At 52.2% G+C, this 25,585-nt stretch carries 26 protein-coding genes; 11 read left to right on the forward strand and 15 right to left on the reverse strand.

Features of this window, described 5'->3' with window-relative positions; all coding sequences use genetic code 11:
- The 4 genes from FBQ85_06470 to FBQ85_06485 form a co-directional block, all read right to left on the reverse strand.
- Positions 1-262, reverse strand: a 262-nt coding sequence (locus FBQ85_06470; GenBank protein MDL1874798.1) for a hypothetical protein, incomplete at its 3' end; no start/stop codon positions are given.
- Positions 263-542: 280 nt separating this feature from the next.
- Entirely contained in the window at positions 543-2,561 is a 2,019-nt protein-coding gene (locus FBQ85_06475; GenBank protein ID MDL1874799.1) for a tetratricopeptide repeat protein, read from the reverse strand.
- 271 nt (positions 2,562-2,832) lie between these two features.
- Positions 2,833-5,403 (reverse strand): AsmA family protein, encoded by a 2,571-nt coding sequence (locus tag FBQ85_06480; GenBank protein MDL1874800.1) that lies wholly within the window; start codon positions 5,401-5,403, stop codon positions 2,833-2,835.
- 184 nt (positions 5,404-5,587) lie between these two features.
- The gene (locus tag FBQ85_06485; GenBank protein ID MDL1874801.1) at positions 5,588-6,052 is read right to left on the reverse strand and encodes an EVE domain-containing protein; all 465 of its coding nucleotides are present in this window, start codon (positions 6,050-6,052) and stop codon (positions 5,588-5,590) included.
- Between the two features lie 135 nt (positions 6,053-6,187).
- Here FBQ85_06485 and FBQ85_06490 point away from each other — a divergent pair, with 135 nt between their 5' ends.
- From FBQ85_06490 to FBQ85_06505, 4 genes are all read left to right on the forward strand, one after another.
- Positions 6,188-6,763, forward strand: coding sequence for a hypothetical protein (locus FBQ85_06490; protein ID MDL1874802.1), 576 nt, complete (start codon positions 6,188-6,190; stop codon positions 6,761-6,763).
- A gap of 117 nt (positions 6,764-6,880) precedes the next feature.
- On the forward strand, positions 6,881-8,308 hold the full coding sequence (locus FBQ85_06495; protein ID MDL1874803.1) for an IS66 family transposase: 1,428 nt from the start codon (positions 6,881-6,883) through the stop codon (positions 8,306-8,308).
- 309 nt (positions 8,309-8,617) lie between these two features.
- Complete coding sequence (locus FBQ85_06500; GenBank protein ID MDL1874804.1) at positions 8,618-9,688, forward strand: YjbQ family protein; 1,071 nt, start codon at positions 8,618-8,620, stop codon at positions 9,686-9,688.
- A gap of 45 nt (positions 9,689-9,733) precedes the next feature.
- Entirely contained in the window at positions 9,734-10,060 is a 327-nt protein-coding gene (locus tag FBQ85_06505) for a hypothetical protein (protein MDL1874805.1), read from the forward strand.
- A gap of 52 nt (positions 10,061-10,112) precedes the next feature.
- On the opposite strand, the gene FBQ85_06510 is transcribed toward FBQ85_06505, so the two are convergent.
- From FBQ85_06510 to FBQ85_06530, 5 genes are all read right to left on the reverse strand, one after another.
- Complete coding sequence (locus FBQ85_06510) at positions 10,113-10,889, reverse strand: SDR family oxidoreductase (GenBank protein MDL1874806.1); 777 nt, start codon at positions 10,887-10,889, stop codon at positions 10,113-10,115.
- Between the two features lie 117 nt (positions 10,890-11,006).
- Positions 11,007-11,966 carry a hypothetical protein gene (locus FBQ85_06515; GenBank protein MDL1874807.1) on the reverse strand — a complete coding sequence of 320 codons (960 nt, stop codon included), beginning with the start codon at positions 11,964-11,966 and terminating at the stop codon, positions 11,007-11,009.
- Positions 11,783-12,934 (reverse strand): hypothetical protein, encoded by a 1,152-nt coding sequence (locus FBQ85_06520; protein ID MDL1874808.1) that lies wholly within the window; start codon positions 12,932-12,934, stop codon positions 11,783-11,785. The genes FBQ85_06515 and FBQ85_06520 overlap by 184 nt, the downstream gene beginning before the upstream one ends.
- Positions 12,935-13,245: 311 nt before the next feature.
- Entirely contained in the window at positions 13,246-13,503 is a 258-nt protein-coding gene (locus FBQ85_06525) for a hypothetical protein (GenBank protein ID MDL1874809.1), read from the reverse strand.
- Between the two features lie 731 nt (positions 13,504-14,234).
- Positions 14,235-15,020: a hypothetical protein gene (locus tag FBQ85_06530; GenBank protein MDL1874810.1), complete on the reverse strand. Its 786-nt coding sequence runs from the start codon at positions 15,018-15,020 to the stop codon at positions 14,235-14,237.
- Positions 15,021-15,420: 400 nt separating this feature from the next.
- Here FBQ85_06530 and FBQ85_06535 point away from each other — a divergent pair, with 400 nt between their 5' ends.
- The 6 genes from FBQ85_06535 (at position 15,421) to FBQ85_06560 (ending at position 21,987) form a co-directional block, all read left to right on the forward strand.
- Positions 15,421-15,948 carry a MarR family transcriptional regulator gene (locus FBQ85_06535; GenBank protein ID MDL1874811.1) on the forward strand — a complete coding sequence of 176 codons (528 nt, stop codon included), beginning with the start codon at positions 15,421-15,423 and terminating at the stop codon, positions 15,946-15,948.
- The gene (locus tag FBQ85_06540) at positions 15,941-17,299 is read left to right on the forward strand and encodes a GNAT family N-acetyltransferase (protein MDL1874812.1); all 1,359 of its coding nucleotides are present in this window, start codon (positions 15,941-15,943) and stop codon (positions 17,297-17,299) included. The genes FBQ85_06535 and FBQ85_06540 overlap by 8 nt, the downstream gene beginning before the upstream one ends.
- 349 nt (positions 17,300-17,648) lie before the next feature.
- Positions 17,649-18,557 (forward strand): hypothetical protein, encoded by a 909-nt coding sequence (locus tag FBQ85_06545; protein MDL1874813.1) that lies wholly within the window; start codon positions 17,649-17,651, stop codon positions 18,555-18,557.
- A 69-nt stretch (positions 18,558-18,626) separates the two neighbouring features.
- Positions 18,627-18,902: a BrnT family toxin gene (locus tag FBQ85_06550; GenBank protein MDL1874814.1), complete on the forward strand. Its 276-nt coding sequence runs from the start codon at positions 18,627-18,629 to the stop codon at positions 18,900-18,902.
- The gene (locus FBQ85_06555; GenBank protein ID MDL1874815.1) at positions 18,865-19,200 is read left to right on the forward strand and encodes a BrnA antitoxin family protein; all 336 of its coding nucleotides are present in this window, start codon (positions 18,865-18,867) and stop codon (positions 19,198-19,200) included. Before FBQ85_06550 ends, FBQ85_06555 begins: the two co-directional genes overlap by 38 nt.
- A 90-nt stretch (positions 19,201-19,290) precedes the next feature.
- Positions 19,291-21,987 carry an NACHT domain-containing protein gene (locus tag FBQ85_06560; protein MDL1874816.1) on the forward strand — a complete coding sequence of 899 codons (2,697 nt, stop codon included), beginning with the start codon at positions 19,291-19,293 and terminating at the stop codon, positions 21,985-21,987.
- A 15-nt stretch (positions 21,988-22,002) separates the two neighbouring features.
- Here FBQ85_06560 and FBQ85_06565 read toward each other — a convergent pair whose 3' ends face one another.
- Together FBQ85_06565 and FBQ85_06570 are read right to left on the reverse strand one after the other, a co-directional pair.
- Entirely contained in the window at positions 22,003-22,293 is a 291-nt protein-coding gene (locus FBQ85_06565) for a hypothetical protein (protein ID MDL1874817.1), read from the reverse strand.
- Positions 22,294-22,301: 8 nt separating this feature from the next.
- Entirely contained in the window at positions 22,302-22,718 is a 417-nt protein-coding gene (locus FBQ85_06570; GenBank protein ID MDL1874818.1) for a hypothetical protein, read from the reverse strand.
- Between the two features lie 42 nt (positions 22,719-22,760).
- Here FBQ85_06570 and FBQ85_06575 point away from each other — a divergent pair, with 42 nt between their 5' ends.
- The gene (locus FBQ85_06575; protein ID MDL1874819.1) at positions 22,761-22,982 is read left to right on the forward strand and encodes a hypothetical protein; all 222 of its coding nucleotides are present in this window, start codon (positions 22,761-22,763) and stop codon (positions 22,980-22,982) included.
- On the opposite strand, the gene FBQ85_06580 is transcribed toward FBQ85_06575, so the two are convergent.
- The 4 genes from FBQ85_06580 to FBQ85_06595 all read right to left on the reverse strand — a co-directional run bounded on the left by FBQ85_06580 (position 22,961) and on the right by FBQ85_06595 (position 25,538).
- Complete coding sequence (locus tag FBQ85_06580) at positions 22,961-23,173, reverse strand: hypothetical protein (GenBank protein ID MDL1874820.1); 213 nt, start codon at positions 23,171-23,173, stop codon at positions 22,961-22,963. The two genes, FBQ85_06575 and FBQ85_06580, sit on opposite strands and share 22 nt — an antisense overlap.
- Before the next feature lie 146 nt (positions 23,174-23,319).
- Positions 23,320-23,736, reverse strand: coding sequence for a (2Fe-2S)-binding protein (locus FBQ85_06585; protein ID MDL1874821.1), 417 nt, complete (start codon positions 23,734-23,736; stop codon positions 23,320-23,322).
- A gap of 98 nt (positions 23,737-23,834) precedes the next feature.
- Positions 23,835-24,662: a tetratricopeptide repeat protein gene (locus FBQ85_06590; GenBank protein ID MDL1874822.1), complete on the reverse strand. Its 828-nt coding sequence runs from the start codon at positions 24,660-24,662 to the stop codon at positions 23,835-23,837.
- Between the two features lie 15 nt (positions 24,663-24,677).
- Entirely contained in the window at positions 24,678-25,538 is an 861-nt protein-coding gene (locus tag FBQ85_06595) for a hypothetical protein (GenBank protein ID MDL1874823.1), read from the reverse strand.
- Between the last annotated feature and the right edge of the window lie 47 nt (positions 25,539-25,585).

The following is a 25,585-nucleotide window of genomic DNA, read 5'->3' on the forward strand; positions in this document are numbered from 1 at the left end:
ACATGGAATCCGGTTTGCGCACCAAAATCGTTGCCGGGGCTTGCGTTTGCATTTCGGGAGTATCAATAATGAGCCGGCCTGCGCCGCGAAACGATTTGATGTTGCGGTAATTTTCTGCGACGCGCAAGAACACTTCCTCCGGCCAAGCTTCTGCCGTGGGCTTGGCGGATTTTGAAAGCGCGGCGCAACCGTGTAGCGCCAGCACGCATGCAAAAACGCCGGCGACCTGAACGAACTTGGTTGCAGCACGAGAACGGGGCACATCTTCTTTGTTATATGAGGTCATAAATATTTGACACACTCCACGTTCGTAGTCATTCAACGGAATCTCTGCAAAGAGAAGATTCAAGGTGATTTTGCAACTGGGGCAAACACGCAAACAGCAGACGACGTGAAAACGAACGCTTCAACGCCGATCGCCCTGTCGCCGGCTGAGCTTGTCGAAGCCTGCCATCATCCCAGGTTTTCACACAGTTTCCATCTTCCAGAATCACATGAAAGAAAGATGAGGCGTGAATTGGATTGAGCACAGTGCGAAAAACTCATGGCACGTCGCGGCTCATCTCCAGTTTTTGTATGACGCTTTTGCGGTTGCCGTCGAGCGTGAGCGCTTTTTGCCAATATTGCCGCGCCAGCTCCGGCTGACCGAGTTTGTCGTACACGTCTCCGAGATGCTCCATGACTTCGGCGGAAGTGTCGCGCACGGAAATGGATTTCAAAATATACTCCAATGCGGTTTCGTATTTCCCCATTTTATAATAAACCCAGCCGATGGTGTCGAGAAATGCGCCGTTTTCCGGTTCTTTTTGCACGGCTTTTTGCGCCATTACCAGCGCTTCGTCAAGCCGCTGGCCGCGCTCCGAAAGACTATAGCTGTAGTTGTTCAACAGCGTCGCGTCTTCCGGCGAGATTTTAAGCGCTTGTTGATATGCCGAATCTGCCGCCGCGTGCTGGTCCAACTCGTCCAGCGTCGCAGCCAGCGTACCCCACCATCCGGCCTCGCCGGGATTGCGCTGCACCGCACGCTGCAAATAAGGCAATGCCTCCTCGTGGTGTTGCAACTGGCTCAAACAAAAACCGAGAAAAAAATTGGTCAGCGGATTGTTGGGATCGAGTTGATACGCTTGCTCGAAGCTGTCCTGCGCCTCCGCCGTGCGATTCAACAGCAAATTCGAATGGCCGCGCATCATCCAGGCCTCGGGCAGCGAGGCTTCGATTTTTAGTGCTTGTTCAAAATAGTTGATCGCGCGCTCCCAACGCCTATTTTCGTAAGCCAGGCGCCCGAGCAAAAGATAGCCGCGAAAATCTGCGGGGGCGCGCTTTACCCATTGCTCGTAAGCGGAAATCGCACCCGTGGTGTCGCCGCGGCCGAGGTAGAGCCGCCCCAACAGCTCGATGTTTTCTATGCTGGCGGAATCATCGTTGACCTTGCCGTTGAGCATGCTGACGGCGCGGTCGGCCATGGCGCGCGCCTGCAACGAATCCTCGCGCAATCGGTAGAGATCGCTGAGTTGCAGCATCAGCCGCACATCGGCGGAGTCGCGCTGCCAGCGCGCCCGCAAGGTGGCAATGACCTGATCGATCTGTGCATTTGCCGCCAGCGTGTCGCCGGTTTGCAGATACAACCGGTGCAACTCCACGCGTGCTTCCAAATCGCTGCTATCCGCCGCAGCGCGCTGCGCGATTAGCTCGATCGCGCGCTTGCGATTGCCGCGACTGAGATGAATATCTTTGAGATTATCGCGCACGCGGTTGAACTCGCTGTTTTTTGCCAGCGCTTTTTCATACCAATTGATCAGCCGGAGCGTGTCGTTTTGCGCGGCATAAACGGAAGCAATGGCAAGATAGCCTTGCTCATCGCCCGGCGCGTCTTTAATGAAATATTCAAACGCCGCTTCCGCTTCCTCATATTTTTGCTGGCTGATATACAGCGTGCCGAGCGTCAGCCACTCGCGCGGCCCGGCCTTGCCGAGATCAACGAGTTGCTGCAACATCGTAATCGCGCGACGGGGATCGCGCTGCGCCATGCTTTGCGCCGCGAGATTGAACAACGCTGAAGCATTCTCCGGGTCGATCGCCAGAATGGTTTCGTAGGCTTGCGTGGCCGCGCTGTTCCGGCCCTGGCGTTGGTAAATGATGGCAAGATTTTCGTGCGGCGGGATGAATTTGGAGTCGAGGCGCAGGCTGCGCTTGAACGACTGTTCCGCGCTCTCCATGTTGCCCAGTGCGAGCAACGCCTCGCCAATAGCATTAAATAAAGCAGCGGAAGTCGTGTCATAAAGCAAGGCTTCTTGATAGGCGCTGAGCGCGCCGCGATAATCATTCTGCAACTCCGCCAACGCGCCACGAATAACCAACTCGGCTGCACGCGGATTGGCTTCGGCGACGCTTTGAGCGCGGCGACTATTATCCGTGCTTCCTTTTTTAGTCGCAGACGTTGTGCAGCTCAACCCAATAACTCCGCACACCAGCGGCAAAACCAAAATATGGCAAACTCTTTTCATGTACTTTTCCGAAATAAAATAAAGCGCGGGCTTCTCGTCAAATCCGCGTCCGTTCATGTCGTTTCAGTAACATCGCAGGCGTATCAAATCGCAAAATAACTGCCCACCTCCCTGCATTTTTCGCGCCGGGAATATAGCGCTAGCGCCAGCGAATAACAAGGGAATTTCCTGGCACTACGCGAGCATGAGGCGATCTACTCGCAATGTTACAATTACTCAATCTCAAGCGGGCCTTGGCTTTTTAAGGTTTACAATTTCAGGAAAACGGATGGCACGAATGAAGCGGATACAGGCACTTAATTTATCCACTTCATTGCGATAAGCTCTCTCACGGCTTAAACAGCCCTCTCAGCTTCTTTTTTGCTTCTTCTTTCAAGCGCTCTGCTTCCTTCTTGGCGCTATCAGCGGCGGCTTGCTTCATCTTTTCCAACTCTTCTTTTTGTTTGGCCAACGCGGCGCTCACCGTGTCCGCCGCCGCGGCTTTTTGCTCTTCCGCTTTTTGTGAGAGCAGCGAAGTCACTTGCGCGGCAGCGCCTTTGATCACGTCTGCCGCGGAAAACTTGACCTGCGGCTCCGTCACGCTTCCACCAATATTGCCCACCAAATCGACATAATCATTCTGCAACAAATCGATTTTCCGGTTCAATAAATTGCTGACTACGGCATTCGCCTCGCTATTCATATCCTCAGCCGGCACGCGCAGCTTGATAGAATAGTCCACCGATTGATCGATGCCATTCGAGCCGGAGACGACGAACGCCATGTTGCCGGCGTTGAATCCCAGCGGCTCGAGGAAAAAACGGCCGTCGCGAATTTTGTACGAAGGCTTGAGATCGACAAGCGCGAGCTGTTTGAGCCGATCGAGCTTGAGCGCTTCCGCCATTTTGGTGAGCGGTTTGAAATCTTGAATAGCGGCGTCGGCAATGCGCAACGAGCCCAGGCTCGTCAACGTTTTCATCACCGGTGTCAGCGTCGAATCCAAATCTGACATCAACTCGAAATCCGCGCTGAATGTGCCCTGCAAGCTTTGCGCAATCGGGGCGAATTTCTGCACCGTCACAAAACTCTCGAAGGTTTGCGGGAAGCTAAGGCCGGCCACTTTCATCGCAAAAAATGAACGCGGCAACGCATTCTCGGGCGTGCTGTACGAGCCGTTGGCCAGCACCGAGCCGCCCAGCATATTCATGTTCAAGTCGATGAGATTGAGCGTACGATCTTTCAAACCCAACACCCCGTTGATGTTTTGAATTTTCAATTTGCCGTACGACACTTCGCGAAACAGCGAATTCATGGTGAATTCGACGTTCTCGGGCAGCGGCACAGCTTTCAACTCCGAGCTTTCGCCCGCCATCCAGGGATTCAAATCGAAATAATTCGATTGCAGCGAGAGCGCGCCCTTCAGGGTTTGGCCCTTCATCACAAACGGCAGCACGTTGTCGAGTGTGCCGTGGGCGCGCAGGTCGCTTTTGCCCAGGGCGCAGTCGAATTCGCTAAGCGTGACGTTGGCGGGTGACAACGTCATGCGCGCTTGCTTGATCTGGACTTTCTCCGGCAGCTCCGCCGCGTTGTAAACAAGGTTATTCACGGTAACATTGCCGGCTGCATAAAATTTGTCAAACTGATTTTTTTCGATGCTGGAAAGATTTCCGTTCACGTTCAAATCAATATTGACCACCCCGCCCAGCTCGGTGCCCGGCGTCAGTTGAATCAGGTTCTTGATCTCACCGAGATTGATTTTGCCTTTGGCAGCGGCCTTGATATGCGGATCGGAAACCGGCGTTTGCACCAGGGCGCTGGCGTCAAACGGGTCTTTGCCCAAATCCACATGAAATTTTTTGAGATCGATGATCGTGCGGTCGGGATCGCCGCCGGGATTGTTTACGAACAGATCGACCGTGACATTGTTCATCGCCGTGGGCAGTTGCGGATATTGAAACATGCCGTCGTTGATCTGCAGCTTGACCTCGAAAGAGGGCACTTGTTTTTCGTTGTAGATGCCTTTAGCCTTGCCTGCCAGCGCCAGTTGTCCAGAGGATTTCAATGAGGCGAAATCCTTGCTGTAGATCGCGGGAATGAGCGAGATGATGTTCTTGAAATCGGTTTGCGGCGCGCTGAAGGTGAGATCGAGATCCGTGTCTTCACCCGCCCTCGCAATCGCGCCGTCGAATTTTAGCACAAGTTCATTGAGGCGCAATTCGTTCTCAGTGAGCGTGTATTTCTGATTGGCAGCGTCGATATCAAAATCTGCCTTGAGCCGGGTATGGACTTTGTTCAAATAATTCACCCCGCCGGCGCCGAGGGTCACGGCTGCAATGTCAGTGTTGGTACGCAAACGAAAGCGGTCGCTGGTGAAATCGCCGCTGCCGCGATGATCGAGGCCTTCGATCAAAGCCATGGCGCCGGAGGTTTGATCGATATAGTTGAGATAGCCTTTTTCAATCGCGTAGGATTGCAGGGCGAGCTGAAAGCCGCCGCTGGAAGTTGCTTCCGGTTCCTCTTGCGCTGCCGCTTGCATGATGTCCCAATTCGCAGTGCTGTCTTTCAACATGATCAGTTTCAGGCGCGGCTCGGTCAGCGTAAACGAGCGGATTTCGAGCGGGCCGCCGAACAGGCTCATCAGGTTGATGCTGGTTTGGAAATTTCCTAAAGCGATCAGCGTATCGCCTGCGAACGGTGCGCGGTTGGCAATGCTCAGCTTTTCGAGATTGAGCGTCAGAGCCGGAAAATTTTGAAACAAGTTCAATCCGAGATCTTCGAACTCCAGCGTGGCGTTGAGATTCTTGTTCGCTTCGCGCTTGATCAAAGCGACAATGTCATCTTTGAAAAAAATCGGAATTGCGAGGAGGGCGATTAAAACAACCGCCAGCGCAATGCCGGCGATGATGAGCATCCTTTTCATGATTCGAACTCCATTTGACTCACAATCGGGCAGTTTTTATTCGTAATAAAACGATTTCCCGCCTTCAAAATCAAGCTCTACCTTGCTGTGCAGCTTTCGCATGAACTGGTCAGGAACTGTGGAAACTACATCATACACGGCTGCATGCTTTGTTTGAATTTTGATCTGGTGCTGCTCCGGGCAATCATTCCCCCAATTGACGCATGCGCAGCAGCGCCCGCCATTCCTGCGGCGTGACCGCCTGCACCGAGAGGCGGCTTTTGTGCAGCAGTTCCATGTTCTTGAGCGCCGGCGTGCGTTTGATTTCATCGAGAGTGATGGGCGGTGCAATATCTTTGTAGGAACGGATATCCACCATGAACCAAATGGGATTTTCCGGCGTGCTCTTGGGATCAAAATAATCGTTGGCGCGATCCCAGGCAAAATGATCGGGATACGCCTCCCGCACCACTTCGGCAATGCCGGTAATTACTTGCGGTTTGACCACGCTGTGATAGAACAAAACCAAATCGCCTTTTTTCATGGCGCGCAGGTTGTTGCGCGCTTGATAATTGCGCACACCTTCCCAGGACGCGGTTTTCTTGGGGGAAGCCTTCAAGTCTTCCCATGAAAAGGTTTCCGGTTCGGATTTTACGAGCCAGTAGTTCATGGAACATCTCCTGAGTTTTTTGAAAAAAAATCACGCAAAGAATATGACGTGTTGAGGATCGCAACGATGATCATCCGAATTCTACTGTGTCTGACTTTTGTTTGCAGCTCGATGAATGCGCTGTGGGGCCAGCAAATGCTGGTCGAAAAAGGCGTAAGCGAATTCTATATCGGCGGCGCCGCCGGAATAGGCAACGGTAATTCGGCAACCGCGGGAGAAGTTGGTATCGGCATTGACGGCATTGTGGGTCTCAACGCCGGATTCAGCTCGATGCATGACAACTCAGTCGCAACGCGAGTTGCTTTCGTTGTTGCCTCGATTGCGGTTCATGGCCGTAATGGAAAACTGCCATCTCTCCTCGGCATGCGTGCGGGTTACTTAAAAGGTGAAGAGAGTGACGCGTTCGATTTTGGCTTTGGGATTCTTGTCGCACCCAGGGTCACTCGCAGTCTGATCTTAACCTTGGGCGGCAGCGCAGATCTTTTGTTTCCAATCACGGATTCGCGCTATCGCTACCGCAGCAGAACATCATTGCAAACAGCAATCGGATTCACGGCCGGCGCACGCCTTGGAATCAGCCGTAACGTTTACTGTTTCGTCGGGCCGGCTGTTGCCATAGCGCAGAATAACACAATCTTTTCGCTGGGGGCAGGTTTCGGTATTCGAGGCAGCACCTCGTCAAGATTTGCAAATAAGCCGGACGGCGAATAAACGGCGCCTGTCCGGAAAAGCGTTATTTTTTGGTAACTGTTCAGCTATAGTTAGCCTCAGGTGCGAAAATTATAAAAAAGCCTGAGGTTTTTGCGGGTTTCATGCTTATCTTGTATCATGCAACGATTGACTCGCGAACAAATCTTAGCCCTGATTCATAGCGACCCTGAAGCAACCGTGCAACTGATCGAAGCTTTGTTCACGGAGTTACAACGACTCCATGAACGGGTGCAAGCCCTGGAAGATCAGTTAGCACAAAACAGCCACAATAGCCATAACCCGCCGTCTAGTGATGGTCTGAAGAAACGCCCGCGTTCTATCAGTTTACGCCAGAAGACCGGCAAGAAACGCGGCGGTCAAGAAGGCCACTCGGGCACCACGCTCAGACAAGTTGAAAACCCCGACCGCATTCAAATACATGGCGTCGACCGCTGTGAGCATTGCGATACTTCGTTAGCCAAGGCGCCTGCCGCGCAGTATGAAAAACGTCAGGTTTTTGATCTGCCACCACGTTTGATCGAAGTGACCGAACATCAAGTGGAAATCAAAGTCTGTCCGCAATGCCAAAAGTCCACACGTGCGCCGTTTCCGAAAGACGTCACGCATTTGGCACAATATGGTTCCCGCATGCAAGCGGCGGCGGTGTATTTGCTCAACCAACAATTGTTGCCCTATGAGCGTACGGCCGAGTTGTTTGGCGATCTGTTGGGTCAGCCCATCGCGGTGGGCACACTGACCAATTGGCAGCAACGCTGTTCAGAAAAGTTGGCGCCGATCGAACAAAAGACCAAAGAGCAACTGGTCAGCGCCGCGGTACTCCATCTTGATGAGACCGGCATGCGGACCAACGGCGAATTGCATTGGGTGCATACAGTTTCAACCGCGGAGCGCACCTTTTACTATATGCATCCCAAACGCGGCCAGGAAGCCATGGCAGAAATGGGCATCCTGCCACAGTTTCAGGGAACGGCCGTGCATGATTTCTGGAAACCGTATCAGCGTTTTGACTGTAAACATGCCTTTTGCAATGTTCATCTGTTGCGCGAATTGAAATTTGTTGATGAACAACATCAGCAAGCCTGGGCAAGAGAAATGAGCGTTTTACTGCTTGCCACCAAAGCCAAGGTTGCACGCAACACCCGTCGTCTGGCCTCTTCAACTCTTCAAGAGCTTCAAGGGCAATATCGTCGCATACTGCAGAAAGGTTTTCGTGCCAATCCACCGCCGCAGGGCGATTCTCATCATCGCGGGCGAAAAAAGAAAAGCAAAAGCCGCAATCTGTTGGAGCGGTTGCGCACACATATGCGGGAGATCTTGGCGTTTGCCTATGATTTCAACATTCCGTTCGATAATAACCAAGCCGAAAGGGATCTGCGCATGATGAAAGTGCAACAGAAAATCTCAGGCACATTCCGCAGCAACGAAGGTGCAAGAGCTTTCTGTCGCATTCGTGGATTTATTTCCACTTGTCGTAAGCAAAACCTCAATGTGCTCAACGCTATTGAAACGGTCTTGCTTGATAAGCCCGTGGTGGGCTTGGCATAGCTGAATAGTTACATTTTTTGATAATATTCCTGCAACGGCCTGGCCGTTGCATTAAAACGTGGGAGTTCCGCTCGCGGCCACAAGCTTCAATAAACCTGGGCCCTGCCGCGATTGGAACATTTTCGGCGATAGTATTTTGGGACAGACGCGAAGAAAATGGGTATCTTTGCGACTGGAAGATCAACTTGACATTTCTTTCTTAAAATAATACATTGCCCCGCTTTTGTTTTGTTGAATTTATTTCGTTTCGTTCAGCAACGTGCAAAAGCTCTTTCATCCTTTGATCAGAACTGCAATTGGAGAGCTGGAATGCATTCTCAGCCCAAGGAAGTCACCCTTGCACTAGTGCCTCAGGCGCGTTACGATGTAATTGATGTTGCCGGTAAAATGATCTCTGCGTTCGGGGATTTCATCTCGCAGTACCGCAAGACCATTTATTGTTCCTATCATACCACGGCCGGGTTTCTCGAACAAAGCTTTTGCGCGCGTTTGCAACACAGCCGCGAGCATGTTGATCCGTTTATGCGGGCGTTTCAAAAACTGTTTCCGCCGAACGCCGATTATCATCACGATCAGCTTCAGCTCCGCCAGGAATTGAGCGAGGAGCAGCGCCAATGCGAGCCGCGCAACGGGGATTCGCATTTGGCTTACATCGGCTCCGGGTTGAAAAATTGCGTAACCTATGTCAACCGTCCGGGCCAGCCGGTGTATTTCATCGATCTCGACGGCGTGTATGAGAACATTGCGCGCACGCGGCAAACGCGCGCGCTGGCCTATAATGATGAACTGCCGGCGTATCGCGCGCAATTCGCCCTGCCGGTGTCCAAGCATCCGGTCGATTCCATCAACCTCAAAGATGCGCGTCTCGGTTTGATGGAACAGCTTCAGGATTGGATCCAGGCCAGCGAAGTGGTCAAGGGCCGCGTCGACATTGCGCTGGCCACGGCCGAACGCAATGCCGGTTTGACGGTCAACGAATACGAAACGCTGCTGATGCGGCACGATCTCGCCGAGGTATTGCGCAATCCGCTCAAATTCATGGCGCGGCAAGGTAAACACATGCTGCTCGATCCCAAAGCGATTCCGAGCAAAACCATCAACTACGCCAAGTATGATTTCGTGCACTTGTTCAACGAGCTGATCGAGGCTTTTGGCGCAAGCGAATCCGTGGTCGAGAGAATTCTGTCGTCGTTCATTCGCGTGCCGGCGCAGCGTTTCTTGCGCATGAAGCGCCGCGTCAGCTTGTTAATCTCCGACAGCGAGCGCGAGGGCCACGGCCGCCTGGTGCAAGGCACGTATCAAAGTCCGATTCTGGTGCAATGGCAGCCGGCGGCGAAACAGGTGCGGTATTTGGATGTTACGATTACCAGGTTTCAATGAAGTATTGCCACCCGGGGTTTATTCAAACACGTTGAGATATCTGATATGGCCGAGACGATCATAGAAGAAATTGCCGAGCAATTTCCTGATTATAATCGACTCCGTAATTTTGAAGCGGAACACCGATCAATCCTGGTCAGGTACAATGTCCATTCTTTTGAGGAGCTCGACTCCTTTTTAGCGGCTAATCCTGAACAGGAATCCGACATTCTGCCAGATCTTCAGCGGCTTGATTTTCTTGCCTCCCGCCTCAATCAACTCAAGAATCTGTTTGGCCAACTGCAGGGCGACGCCCACCTTAATCGTCAAGAGCATCTCCTCAAAATCAAAGAAATTGGTAGACTTTTTAAGGAATTGCGTAGAAATACGTGAAGGTGAGTAGCGGCTCTCGCAATCATTGCAAAGAGTGAATTGTTCTTATGACTTAGATCAACGAACGTGATTGCCCGCCATCAACATTCACGCATGCGCCGGTGAGGAGACTGGCGCGTTCCGAAGCCAAAAACGCCACCACGTTCGCCACTTCCTCCACCGTTCCAAATCTTCCCAACGGCATTTCACGTTTTACAAATTCCGCCATGCCTTCCGGATCTTGCAAACAGCGCTTGTCCCAACTGCCGCCGGGAAATCGAATGGAGCCGGGCGCAACGCTGTTGACGCGAATCTTGTGCGGCGCCAATTCGACAGCCATGATTTTTGCCAGGCTGATCATGGCAGATTTTGTCGTGTTATAAATCGCCAATCCCCGCCCGCCGGATTCACGGCCAAAAATCGACGAGATAAAAATGATTGCGCCTCCGCCTTGCTTGCGCATGTGCGGAATCACCGCGCGGCTGAGTCGCGTGTGCGTCATCAAATTCAGCTCGATAATCTCCTGCCAATCCTGATCCGTCGTTGTTTCGAATTCGCCGCGGCGATTGCCGCCGACATTGTTGATCAAAATATCAATGCGTCCGAATTGCGCCGCTGTTTGTTCGACGAGCTGCTGTGCCTGATCCGGCTGCGTCACATCGAGCGCCAGCGGCAGAACCTTCACCTGGTGCGCGCGCATTTCTTCCGCCGCTTGTTGCAACGCTTCAGCGTTGCGCGCGCAAATGGCCAGGTGGCAGCCTTCCTGCGCCAGCGCCAGCGCAATGCCCTTGCCAATGCCGCGGCTGCCGCCGGTGATAATGGCGACTTTCTGTTTCAGGCCTAAATCCATCTTGCCTCGAGATCCTTTCAAAAAAATAGCCAGTCAAAAGCCGCTGACTGGCCATTCTCATTCAATGCAAAACTTGCCGGGCAAACGCGAAGCCCACCCGGAAACGGCGAATCAAGCCTAGAACACCAATCCTGCCGTGACGCCTACAAAGCTTGTGCTTTCATCGTTGGTGAAAACGATGTTGAACAGCCCCTGCACGACAATATTCAATGAAGAGCCTGCTGGAATTTCAAGGCCGGCGCCCAAGCCGACGCCGAAGACGTTTTCGTCATTATCTTCGATGGCCTCTTCGTATTGCTTGTCATCGAAAGTCAGAGAGAAAATATCACCCGTGTCTTGGTCAATGAAAGGAATCTCTGAAGCAGTGAAATCATTGGCAATGATGTTGTAGTTTGCCTGTCCGAGCAGAAAGAACTGAGTGTTCGCTTCAGGAACAGTCAAATACGGCCGAATACCTGCCCCGATACGGGCGACATTGGACTTTATTTCCGCCGTGGGATTGTTGAATAATCCGGTGCTGACCCAATAGTCAACCGTCTCGCCAGTGAAGCTCGTGCTCAGCCAATCTGCAAACTTCTCATTATTTGTGGAAAACCCCTCGTAACCAACATTGAAGGTGACGCCCAAACGCGGTGAAGGAAACAGAACGTATTGCACATTACCGCTAAGGCCAACATTGGTGTACTCTTTAAATTCTTTGGGGCTGAGCGGGAAAGCTGCGCCGCCGTAAAACTCAATTTGATTGCGGCGGCTTTGCGCCGACAGGGCGCTCACACAAATGAAGAAGGCCGCCAGAACCAATCCGAATTTCACAAGTTTCATGGGTGCATCTCCTGGTTGAATGAAAAGATATCTTTGTAAACATGAACACAATAATAACGAAGGCGAAACCGTCACTTGGTGACGACACGATCGCTCACCCGGGCTGCGCCGCCTTTCGTTTTGGTGATCACAGCAATGGCATACGCCTCGAACACATCGGTGAATTGCGCTTCGCACAACTCGTCGATGCCCTTGCCGATCACTTCTTTGGTGACGGGATGCACAATCGGCTCGCCTTCGCGATAGACGTGGCATTTCATGCCTTTGCGAATGCCGCGGCTGCGGCCCAAATCCAGCGTGAGCCGATCCTGCTCAGTTTGGATCACATAACCGGTGATCAGGGGCATGTCGTTTTTGATTTTGTTCGCGGCCTCCTGAATCATCTGGCTAAGTGCTGGCAGATTGATGCCATTGGCGTAGGCATCTTGCGCGGTGATAATCGCCGCGGTTTCGGTATCAATCAGGCGCGCGTCGATGCTGGCGGCATTGCCGGTACGCGCGATGCTGCCGCACACCACGGCGTCAACACCGATGCCTTTGCCGATCTCGGCGGCGGTGGAAGCGTCGATCACGCCCGTCATACCGAGTTGTTGCTCGCTCAGAACTTTTTCCAATTGCGCACGCTCGATGACTTTGAAGCGATGCAAATTGAAAAACACCGTGGTGATTTTGTCGAGCAAATCGATCTCACCCAATTCGCCGCCGATGCCCTTGGTCTCGAACGGCAAAATGGCAATGCTCAAACGATCGCCAATGATTGTCGTCGAAGGCTCGGCCGCAGGCTTGGGCGTTTTTGAGGAAGGCGTGGTTGCTGCCGGTTGCGCCGGAACGGGAGTCGGCGGCGGCGCTTGCCCGGCAGTAATTTTGTTCAAATATTCTGTGGCGCGGGAGGACGACGATTGCCGCAGCGATAGTTGAAGATATTGGCGGGCACGTTCCATATCACCGAGATGATAATAGCAGATGCCCAATTCGCGATTGGGATAATACTGAATGAAAACGGCGCCGTATGCGCGTATTTTGTTGGTGTCATTGCTTTTTTGCCCAAGCGCGGCAGCAAAATAAGCTGCGGCGCTTTTCCAGTCTCCGCGCTCGGCTGCTTGCTTGCCGTTTTCATAGGATTTGTGCCAAACTTCATCTGCGGCCGCAGCAGCGACGTACAGGAAACCGGCAACAAAAACAATCAGACTACTTGCAACGAAACGCTGATAACGTAGCAACATGATTACAATTTCACCTCCAAATAGCCAAGGCAGAAACAGATGCCTCCGGACATTGTTCCGCTTTTTTGCCGCCACCCAGCCTGAGATCAATGGGTGATTGGCTTCATTAGAGCGGCAAAACCTAACGAACTTTCGCAAAAAAGTCAAGTTGTTGTTGGGAGAATGAGAATAAAGATTGTGCTCAGAAGAGAGGAGAACAACAAAAGGCCCCAACCTCGTTGCACACCCGCAGAGATGCGCAGGATATGCTTAAGCTTTGTGCTTGTGCAACGGCGAGATTGCCAAAATCAAAACCAAATGCTGGTGTAGAATTAAACCGCGCTTTCGGCCTTCACCCGCTTGGTCCTCGAAGGTTTTGCCATCGGACGGCTGTCTATTGAAGACGGCGCCATGGCAAAAGGCTCAGGCGTTTGATTGGGGCGCAGATGCAGCACGACGATGAGTGAGGCGGAGAGCAGGGCGATGGCGAGGTAACCGATGATTTCCATGAGATTGGAGTCGCCGCTAAACGGGCGAATGAGACTGGCGAGGCACAAGATTGCCAATACAATATCAACAGGCCGCTTCATAGACTTTTCCTCCAGTAAAAAGTACTGGCCACGCACATAGGCCTTGATCCTCAGGTAAGCGTTTGGGGTGTTGATGTTCAGCGGTGCAGTGCATTGGCTTTATTGCGGCTGATATTGCAAATTATGTGACACAAAGTCAAGCAAAAACTCCGAAGCGACAAATTCGAACTTGACAATCAGGCACTGGCGCGTTACATTGCGCCGTCTTACCATCGCGCGATCTACTTACAATTTTCCGACTCGGTTAATGCTGCGCGTGATCACTTGCGGCGAAGGTTCTCGCTCTCGCCGTGAGTTCATGAACGAACCAGCCCGTCCCGGGCTGCCCGTCGTGAACAAGATCGTATCTGAGGGCCATTTTCATGGATGAAGAATAAGACGCTCGGTGCGGACAGGCGCGTCTCGGCTTCGCAGCTTTGTTGTTGATCTTCTCCCTGGGCACGGCAATACCCGCTTACCCCTTCCTCAAGAAACAAACATCACTCCCAACTGTTAAAATTTCGCAACAAAAAGGCGATCTCTTTAACGTATCACAACTCAAAGAGATCGCCTGCAAAATCTTGTGTCGTGTTTGCGACGCGGCGGCTGCGCTTCTTCACTCTTCGAACATACCCCAAACCTCATGATGATTGATTGGTACTTCCAAAACTTATCACTTGTCGCTCTTATTGTATCACAAATATGCTGCAAATGCGGAAGGACCGCCACGATTTAACTTCGCGCATTTTTGTTTAGCGTTCCTGCCACTCGAGTGAGTAACGCATGCCTGGCTCGGGTTTGACTTCGGCGCGAAATTCGTTATCATCGGCATCGATGCCGATCGGCAAGCCTTTTTGCACGACCCAATCCGCATCGTAATGAATCAAATATACGTCGTGCCTGGCCTCGTTTTCCGGAAAAGACAGGCGATAAATCAGCTCACGGCATCCCGCGACATGGCCGTAAGAGACACAATGATACGGCTCCGACTCACCGCTGCGGTCGGGCAACTCATAGTTGATAATCACCGTTTTTTTCTCGCCCGGTTTGAGCGTTTCTTTGAACCGAACTTCGTAGCGATGCCAGCTTTTCTGCACTTTCGGTCCGGTAATTTTGATGAGCGCATCGTCAGTGGCTTCCAACATCACTTTAATATGTTCTGATCCCGACCAGCGGAATTTGAAACGATAGCGTTCCGCGCGCTTCAATGCTTTGAACTCATAGCGGCGCTTCACGACGCGACGGTCGGGATAAACCGCAATACTCACCTCGTCGCGCTCGATCCACAACGTCGGATTAACGAACATCATGGTGCGATCCTGCAACCGGTTGCGCGTGAGAAACGCCACACCGAACGAGATGATCGCCACGCCTAGCGAGATGATCGCCCATTTGTTGACGCCGCTGAAATAGGCCACCAGAATACCCACGCCGGCGCTGATGAACGGTAGGAGCTGGATGACGCCCAAAATCAATTGCAGGGTGTTTTGGCTGACTTCGATCCAGCCCGGCCATTTCTTTTCACGAGGATCGTTCATCTCATTTTTCTCCGAAGTTGCGGTGCGTGAGGCGAGCGCTTATACAATAATCTAAAGGGCATGCCGTTACTATTCGATTAGACGATTTTTTACTATAAAAGCTTTAGCCAGAATTTTCGGTGAGTTTCTCGACGCAGACTTCATCCGTCGATTCGCAGTAAGTTTTTCCCAATCCGTGTGATGAACGGTTAGTCGGAACTTTCATTTCACCTAAAAGTGAACAAAAGTGTTCCCGGTAAAACAAAAAAATAACAATTAGATAGAATTGCTTCACCTTAAAGTCATTTGAATATAGGCTTTGTTCTCCGCTGTTGTCAAGAAATCTCTTGACCGGGATGATTTTTTTATTATTTTAGTTGTATAATGCAACTATTGTAATCAGCAATCGTATCTGTTTGCCATGAAAACAACACAAAAACTGGAAACGCAAGTTGAGCGCATGCAGCGACTCATGCAAGAGGTGATGCGCAAATATCAAATGCGCGATCGCAATGAAATCTGCTGTTGCGGCATCTCAGTCTCACAATGTTATGCCCTGGATGCGCTTGGCGAAAACGGCGAGATGACAATGGTGCAACTCGCCAAATATCTTTTTCTCGACAAAAGCACGTGCACGCGCGTGATCGATCCGCTGGTGCAACGTGGTTTGGTCGAGCGCCGGGCCAGCGCGCGCGACCGGCGCGAGATCATTGTGCACCTGAGTGACAGCGGCGAGCAGATGCGCAAGGAAATTCTCACCGACCTGCGCGCCAGCCAACGCCAGATTCTCGAACGCATTCCCGCGGAAAAACGCGAACAAATCCTGGAAGGCCTGGAGTTGCTTTCTGTTGCCGTACAAGATTGGCTGGCTACCAGTTGTTGCCCGGACAAAGTCGAAGTGCCACAAAACATTCAAATTCTTAATCTGAAAGGAACAAAAAATGTCTGACGTAGCCACACCTTCCAAGCTCAAACTCGCCACCGGTGGCGGGTGTTGCGGCGGCGCCGTGCCGCCCAAGCAAGTCGATCAAACTGAGGTCAAAACTCTTGTGCAAGATTACTACGCCAAGGCTGTCACCGGCCAGCGCAGCAGCGGTTGTTGCACCAAAGGCACCGCGGCAACACTGACCATTCCGCAAATGGCTGGTTATCGTGAGGACGTGCTCTCCTCTATTCCAACAGCGGCGGCGGAAAAAAGTTTCGGCTGCGGTGATCCGCTCGCGTTCTCTGAAGTCAAAGCCGGCGAAACCGTGCTCGATATTGGTTCCGGCGCGGGCATTGACTGCTTCATCGCTGCCCAGAAAGTTGGCCCGACCGGCAAAGTCATCGGCATTGATATGACGCCGGCGATGCTCGAGGCCGCGCGCCGTAACGCCGCGCAAGGCGGTTACACCAACGTCGAATTTCGTCAGGGCGATGCGGAGAACATTCCGGCGGCGGATAACAGCGTCGATTGGGTGATCTCGAATTGCGTGATCAATCTCTCGCCCGACAAAGCCAAAGTCTTCTCGGAGATTCAGCGCGTGCTCAAACCGGGCGGCCGCATCTCGATTAGCGACATTGTTGCCGACGCCTTGCCGGATTTCATCAAGAATGACTCGGCTTCTTACTGTGGTTGCGTCGGCGGTGCGATTCCGACCGCGGATTATTTGCGTATGCTGACGCAAGCCGGACTCGCCGACGTCAAAGTCGAAACGCGGTTGGATTATGACACGGACATGGTGCGCGGTTTTGTGCTTGGCGATGAAAGTCTTCAGAATGTTTATGGCCCGATGATCGAGGCCAATCCGCAAATCCTCGAACAAGTCAAAATTGCAAGCACGAAAGTTGTTGGCCGCAAGCCGCTGCCGAACGAACAGCCCGGCGTCACGTTGCGCGAAGCAACGCAGAAAGATTATAATGTGATCGTGAACTTGTTGCAGGCGAGCAACCTGCCTGAAATTGGTTTGTCGAATGCGCTGGCAAATGCCATTGTCGCGGAGCACAACGGCCATCTCATTGGCGTGTTTGCGATGGAACGCTTTGGCCGCGAGGGCTTGCTGCGCTCGTTCGCCGTGGCTTCAGGCTGGCGCGGAAGAAAAATCGGCAAGCGGCTGTGGCAGGCATTGCTTGAGCGGGCGCAAAAAAGCGGCGTCCAAACGTTTTATCTCTTGACGACGACGATTGCCGGGATGGCGGCGGCCGCCGGTTTTCAGGAGATCGCGCGTGATGACGTGCCGCCGGCCGTGCGCGCTTCCGCTGAGTTCACCTCGAACGATTGCGCGACCGCCACGATCATGCGCCTCCAACTCAAGAAGTGACATTTTCAGCCATTGCAGCAGCAAGGATTAAAAACAGCCAACGGATTGTTAAGGATGGCAGCCGTTGGCTGTTTTTATTGGGGAGGCGCGAAAGCATGCCTTGCTTTCACGCACGAAGATCGCTAAATTTCTTGCGTCGTGACTGTTACCTTAATTTGCAGAACCATACATTGTAAATGTCATCCAGCAAGATCTTGAGAAAATTCGTTCTTGGCCATATGCTTCACAAGATTCCATCGGAATGACAGGTAAAACAGTCATGAAAGTTGAGGTAACCGTGCACGAGTTTCAACATACCCGCGTGTGCAACGCCGGGACTAGGCTCATGTGAATCTCTAATGGAGCAGATATGAAAAAAAATTTGATGCTCAAGACCATGTTGGCAGGTTTGCTGGTAATGAATGTTGCGCCTTCAGCGGCGCAGGATTTCTGGGGATGGTGGGGCGACGGCAAAGCCGAGTTGTCGTCTTATCAAACGAAAACCCAACGCTACGGCGAATTGCGGGAGGGTAATGCGGTTTTGGTTTTTGTGACGGAGGAAATCTCCCGCACCACGCGCATCAAAGTCGAGTCCGAGGCAATTCCGCCGGCCGACCGCGCGCCGGTGATGAAGCTCAATCATGTCGTGAAATTTCCCACCGGCATTTATGACTATTCGCTTTTGACCTCGACATTCAGCAGCATCGAATCTGAATTTGGCCGCCCGCCGTTTGAGCCGCTCAAGATCTCGTTCACGGCGCAGGAATGGTGCGGCCATGTTTATCAAATGCTGATCCCGCAGCGCGATCAAGTCGAACTTACGCTGCACAGCTACTTTCAAAGTGAAGGCGATCAGAAACGATCCATCAAATTGCCGGCCAACGCCGCGTTCGAAGACAATCTTCTAATTTGGATTCGCGAGCTGAAAGGCGAAGTTTTGTCTGCCGGGCAGCGCCGCGCGTTGCAAATTTTGCCCAGTGCCTGGGCCTCGCGCTCCGGACATCAAGACGTAGAGTTTCAAGGCGGCTCGATCATCAAAGATGAGGGCGAAGTCGTGAAGCTGAGCGAGGGCAACGCGCCGAGTTGGCGCTGGACCTGGCAGGTCGGCAGTCGCACCGAAATGTATTGGGTGGAGAAAGCCTATCCGCATCGCATTCTCAAATGGAAATCCAGCGACGGCGGCGAAGGCGAGTTGATCAAAACCCTGCGCCTGCCTTACTGGCAATTGCACGGCAATAATGATGCGCCGTATCGCGAGCAGCTCGGGCTGCCGAAGTAACTTCTGCAGCTTTTTTAAGATGCTCAAAATCATTCTTGAAAATGCGGGCGATAATCCTTATAGTTGTTCATGAAATTCACCTGGGACGAAAAGAAGCGGAAAGCCAACATTGAAAAGCATGGTTTGGACTTCGTCGATGCGGAGCTGGTGTTTTCAGGGTTGACATTTATTATCAACGACGATCGTTTTGACTATGGAGAAGAACGATTCATCACGATGGGTTTGTTACGAGGCGTCGTTTGCGTGATTGCCCATACCGAGAGAGACAAAACAATTCGTATTATTTCAATGCGAAAGGCCACTAAACATGAGCAAAAGATCTTCTTCCAAAACCTCTCGAACTGATTGGAAGCGCATCAACAAGATGCGGGACGATGATATCGATTTGTCCGAAATCCCCGAAATTACTGCCAAACAAATCACGCGGTCAACGTTGCGCATCGGCGGAAAAGCTGTGTCCAAAGGCAAGATCCAGGTGAATCTCACGCTGGATGCCGGCGTGGTGGCGTATTTCAAAACGCAAGCCCGGGGGCGAAATTTTCAAAGACTCATCAATGAAGCATTGAAGACAAAAATTCGCGACCAGAACATCGAGAATGTTCTCCGGCGCGTCATTCGTGAAGAATTGCAGGAAGCTGGTTAGGCCTCACTCTGCGGACAAAGGCTATTCTCAAAATGAAGAAAACTGAAATGGGGTACCCAACAATCCAGTAATCCATCACTCCTTTTCAGCATGCCCGGCCAAACCGTAAAGCTCCTGAAAGTCTTCATCGCCTCGCCCGGCGATGTGATGCTCGAACGCGAGAAAGCGCGCGACGAGATTCTCAGCCTGCGTGCGTTGGCGCACAAACACGGCTTTGATCTCGAAGCCACGGGTTGGGAAACGCACGCCGCGCCCGGCATGGGCCGCAGCCAGGCCCGCATCAATCAACTCGTAATCGAATGCGATTTGCTCGTCGGCATTTTATGGCGGCGCTTCGGCTTGCCCACCGGCGAAGCAGAGTCCGGCACGCTGGAGGAATTCAATCTCGCGCGCGAGCGCTATGCGAAAGAGAGCGCTCCGGAAATCATGCTCTACTTTCGCGAGGTGCACCCGGATTTTCTCGCTGATCCCGGCCCGCAATTGCACAAGGTACTCGAATTCAAACAGCAAGTGGAAGACGGCCGGCTTGCGCTTTACGCCAACTATCGCGACCCCGAGCATTTTGCCTCGTTGTTGCGCCAGCATATCACTGATTGGCTGTTGAAATTGGTTCCGGACAACCGCCCGGGCGCTCCCAGCGCCCGGGCGGTGGAAGAAATCCCGCCGCTCAGCGCCTTCACAGAACATCTCGAATTCTGCCGCACCGAATTGCAAAAAACCGCGCGGCCTTTGCGCCTGCGCACGCTTGCCTTGCCGCCGCTGTTTCTCGAAGAAGTCGAGGCCGAACGGCCGCGCAACATGAAAGTGAGCATCGCGGTCAAGACGTTTCCGCGACTTCTCATTTTGGGCGAGCCGGGCGCGGGCAAAACCACGTCACTCAAGAAACTTGCATCAGAATATGCGGTGTGGCGCGGCGAAGGCAAAGAGCCGGGACTCAATGAGCCGGAGGATTTCAATCTTCCCATTTTTGTCGATCTCTCAGCATATCCCACAGTTGCTGCCAGCGACACAAAACACGGCTTGTGGCGATTGATTACCGCGAGTGTGCGCGGTGTGCATGATGTCGATGTGCACAAACGTCTCGCTGCCGGCGGATGTTTGTTGCTTTTCGATGGCTTGAATGAAGTCGGTGAGGCGTATGATGAAGTCGTGCATCACCTTCGCCATCTCGTGCACGAGATTCCCCATAATCGCTTTGTCGTGGCCTGCCGGCCCGGTATCTATCGCGAGGAACTGCGCCGCGAATTCACGGCGTTTCAGTTGGAGCGACTGAGCAGCTTCAATGCCTCGAAGGTGTTGGAGATCGAGATCGGCGCGGAGAAGGCGCAGCCGGCGTGGAAAGGGTTGGACGAATACACGCGCGACCTGTGCCGCAATCCGCTCATGCTCACCCTGTTGGCGGACGAGCTGCGCGCCAGCGACAACCCGCCGCAGAATCGTGCGGAGTTGTTCGATCGTTTTATTGATCGTTATTTGAGCGAATGGGCGCGCGTGAAAGGCGCCGGCTCGGTTCGTGTGGAAAAAGAAATCCTCTCGGCTCTGGCATGGCGTCTCGGCACCAGCCGGACGTTGCTCTCGGCGGATGAAGCCGCGGCCGTCATGTCCATCCGGTTGGCAGAATTGCAGAGCAAGAACGAAGCGCAGCAGCATCTCAATGTCGCTGATCTCAATCGCGAATTCCTGCACCACGGCCTGTTGCGTGAAAGCGCGGGCCAAACCGGCTTCTTTCACCAGGCCGTGCAGGAATATTTTTTCGCACGCGAAGTGGCGCTGCATCAATCAATCGAATATGTTTTGAAGCATGTCAGCGACCCCGAATGGGCGGAGGTGTTGGTGTTCGTGTGCGGGTTGGTAGAAGATGCGACGGAGGTGGTGAGGGAGGTGATGAAAGGCGATTTGTATTTGGCGGCGAGGTGTGTTTCATATTCACGTCGAGTTGAAGAGAAAAGCGTTGAGGATTTGGCAACAAGGCTAATTCAAAACTTGAAAACAGGTTTGGATATAAGCCAAGGGGCTTGGTTGGGAAAATTCTATTCAGAAACAACAGCGATTTTATCAATCGAAGGAAGAATTCAAGCAAAACTATCTAAACTCTTCTGTCTGGTACACAATGAAAGTTCCCGTGCATTAGAGCGGTTTGCTATAATGCTTCTTTGGCTTGATTATTCAGGGCGAGCCCAAGCCTTTGTCAAACCTTTAGTAGACGAACAATCGCACAACGCTCGGTTACGATGCCTATTAGCTATAACCTATGAAATGTGTGGCGATATTGATAACAGTATTGCACATTTTAACGAATGTTTGAGAATTGCACCCGAAGATGCATGGATATTGGCAAGCGCTGGTAAAGCATATCGAACTATGAATAATTTGAAGGAATCTGAAGAATTATTGAGAAAAGCGCTGAGTTTGGGAAAAGGAACAGCTTGGAGACATTATCAACTCGGGCGAACTTTTTTAGAAAAGAAAGATTATGAAAATGCCTTGAACCAATTTCAATTAGCGATTAACATTCAATCAGACTATGGTCCACTGCATATTGGTTTAGGAGATATCTATAGTGAATATCTCAACCAACCTGAAATTGCCATTTCAGAGTACGAAGTCGCGATCAAGCTTGATGAGCGGCCTTCTCGAATGTCTGGTGCTATATTAAAACTTGCTCGTATTCTCGAAAGAACTGGCCGCATCGCCGAAGCCCGGCAGCGTTATCAAGAATACCTCGACCGCTTCCCCTGGGGCGAGCATGCGCAGGAGGCGCTGGCCGCGTTGGAGCGGTTGACATAATCGTAACCAGCTTTATCAATAAATTTCAGCACCTTCGACTTGTTCAAATTCTTCTTCCGTTAAGGCGATCAAGCTGCTGATAAAGAGATTGCCATTCCGGTTTATTTTCGCGTGCAAAAAATCGAAAAGATGATTTTCGCGATCGGAGCGGGGCCAATTCTCGAACCCATGCCGCGCCACCACACGGATGTGAACGTTCGATCCGATACCGCTGTATTTGACTTCAAGATGTATGATTTCAATGTTTCGATCCTGCGCCCATTGTTCAATGGCGGCGCGCAGGTCCTTCAAAAGATTTGTCTTCATATTTTACCTCAAAAATATTGCGTTAAGAATGTGATAACACCACTGGCAGAATCGAAGAGTGCTCGATCAAACTCATCTGCTTCTTGTTTCGAGCAGGCTGCACCCTCATATCGCAGAGATGTTGACCAATGATCAACGATAAATCTGAAATTTTTCTGTAGTACGATGTTGCTGGAAAAAGCGCCTTGTTGCCCGGAGCAATAAAGTAAGAATTCAAGATCATGAACTTGAAAAGCTACCGGCAGGTTGGCAACGCCCAGATGCTTGCAAATTGCCAGTTTTAACACCAGTTCAAGCAGAGTCCCAGCGTATAAGACCGCACCCGACCATTTTCCCGCTGCCCGCAGGGTGTCATATTCCTCCTTGCGTTCTTCATAAGCTTCACGCAGAGTCGAGACATCTTGCTGAATGAGTTTGAGCGCCATTAGAGTTCCTCCCCAAGAATGGACTCATATGAATTACGAAACATGGCCTTGCAGGCTGAATTCAACAAGGCAAGAATAACGAACACGGCGTCAAAAATCAAGGCGTTTCATGAGTCCCGCTTCGGCAAACGGTTAGATGTTGAATCCCGCCGGCGTTACCAAGAATATCTCGAACGCAAACAAAAATGCCCTGATAGAGCAACCTATCAGGGCATTTCCATTTCAGCAAACTCAATCACGCTTCACGGCTCTGAGCAACTGTGAAAGAAGCCGCACGTGGGGCAGACCAAGCGGCAGCGAAAGTTTTGCAGTTTTGTGCCGCAATTGTCGCAGTAGATCCAATAGCCGTAGGCATCTTCAGCTATCGGCTCTTTTGTTTGCAACTCTGTTTTGGCGGTGGTGCTGGAGACCGGCCGCGCGGCCGGCAAGCTTTCGAGTGCCGCGGTTTTGAACATGGCGAATCTCCTTAGGATTGTCGATTGAATAACTTGCCCAAATCTCAAACCGCGAATGCACGCCAATAAACGCGAATTTTAAGATTAGCGAATATTCGCGTTTATTAGCGGTTCCCAAAATGAGTAGGTTATTTAAATGGCGTTCCTTAGAAAAGCGGTTTGCCGATCATCTCAAAAACCATGAAGAGAACTGTGCCCAGCGTCAGCGCGCCGAAAAATAAGGCAATGGCGCCGAATTTGACATTCTCCTTCATCTCGAGGCCGTAGGCCATAGCCGGCGCGGTGTTGACCGTGACGTCGCCGGTGATTTTTACCTGGCATGCCAAGCGTTCCTTCGGAGCATCGCCCAATTGCAGCTTCTCAAAAAAAGTTAGCGCGCTGAGACATTCTCCCGGCTTGACGGCGATTCTGTCCGTGCCGCACAAGCCAAAGCCGCGACAGTTGATAATTTTATTGACGCTGCCGTACACGCTCACGCCCGCTTGTTTTGCGGCTTTGCGCAAGCTGGTTCCGGCAGGCACTTCGACTTTGCGATTCTCGGCTTCGAAGTAAACGGTGGGCATTTACCTTTTCCTCCTTCAGTGATTTCTGGGTGCTGGTTTCTCGGCTCTGGTTGCTGGCTGGCAGGATGCGACACCAGCGACCAGCAACGAGCAACAGTTCAATGTTCCAACGTTTTCATGCTTTCGCGCGCACGCGTGGCCAGCTCACTTGACGCGTCCAGCGCAATAACCTTGTTCCACCATTCCGCGGCTTTCTCATGCTCATGAATCGAGGCGTAGATCACGCCGAGATTGAACATGGCGTAATCATAATTTGGACGGTGTTTGAGCGCGGTTTCCAATTCCGTAATCGCGGCCTCGTTTTGTTTGAGATTGAAGTAATTGCCGGCAAGATTCATGCGCGCTTCAACGTTTTCCGGGGTCACGGCCAGCAAGTTGCGATAATATTCCGCGGCTTGATCGTATTTGCCGGCCATATCGAACAACGCGGCCAAATGCAAAAGCGCATTGGTGTCTTGGGGATTTTCTTTGACCGCGTTTTTAAGGGAATCAATTTGGTGAAACACCGGCATCATTGATTCCATGTCGAACGGGTCCTGCCCGTTTTGTTGGGTTTCCTGTGGCATTGCGCTTGGCGCTTGCTGCGACATTACCGGTTGGGGATTCGAGCGCGGGTAAAAAAGCAAAAACATGATGCCGACGACAATCGGAATGCTGAGAAACAACGACAACGTGACCCACGGCGAGCGCGGTGTAGGCTCGGGTTCTTGAAGCTCTTCCGCCGGCGCGGTTTGCACGGGAGCCGCAACCGGCGCGGTTTGACTTGCCGGTTGTCCGCAGCTTTGGCAGAATTTTGCGCCCGGTTTTAGCGCCGCGCCGCACGCGGCACATTTTTTTTCATTCATCTGTTGTGCGACGTTGGCGCCGCAATTCGAACAAAAACGGCTGCTCGGCGCGACCTCGGCGCCGCATTGACTGCAATGCATGAGGTTTCCTTATATTTATTCTTGTACGCGCAGCATTTTCAAAATACGATCCAACAATGCCGCTTGGGCTGATTCTTCTTGTTGGGCATGAATCAAAACGAGATTGCGCACCATGCGCGCAATGATTTTGCGCGCCGGCACCGGCTGCAGCATGTTCTCTTCGAATTTTATGCCGGAGCCGTGCAACAATTTCAGGCATTCGGCGCGCGTGATCACACGGCCCTGATGAAACGGATCGATGAAAAACGTTTCATCAGCCGCGCGGTATTGGCAGATGAAATGCACGGGCAGGTTGACGCCATAGATCGGGGCTTGCAAGCGCCGGGCGATGAGCAAATACACGACGGAAAGACTCACGGGAATGCCGGTGCGGCGCTCGATCACACGATTGAGATAGGAATTGTCCGGATCATAATACTCGTCAACGTTGCCGTGAAAGCCCTCTTCCACAAACAAGGTATGATTGATGGCCTCCACCAGAGCGCGGCCGGGTTGCGTGTGCCGGGCATCCGCCAGCCGCGGCCGCACGCTGCGCGCCAGCTCGTCCAATTCTTTTTGGAACGGCGCAACTTCCAAATCCGGGTAACCGACGCGCGCCAGCAAAAACACGGCATGTTCGAGATCGATCTGCTCGTCATCGAGCAGGCCGAGCTGATAAAACGAGTTGATCACATCTTCCTGCCGAATTTTAGCCAGCACGTGACGCGCTTCGATGCGAGTTTTTCCGTCAACATCCGCGTTTGCCGCTTGCCGTAAATAGGTTGCGGCATCCTGGCCGATTTGCAGCAGATGCTCGCGCGCGATATCGCGCACTTTTGTGTCGTCATCGCCCAGCAGGGTAATCAACGCTTGAATTTCATTGGTCGTTTTTTTCACGTGGCCTCGCGGGTCTACATCCTCACTGCCGGTTTTTTCTTGCCGAT

The organism is Cytophagia bacterium CHB2, assembly GCA_030263535.1.
GTDB lineage: Bacteria > Zhuqueibacterota > Zhuqueibacteria > Zhuqueibacterales > Zhuqueibacteraceae > Coneutiohabitans.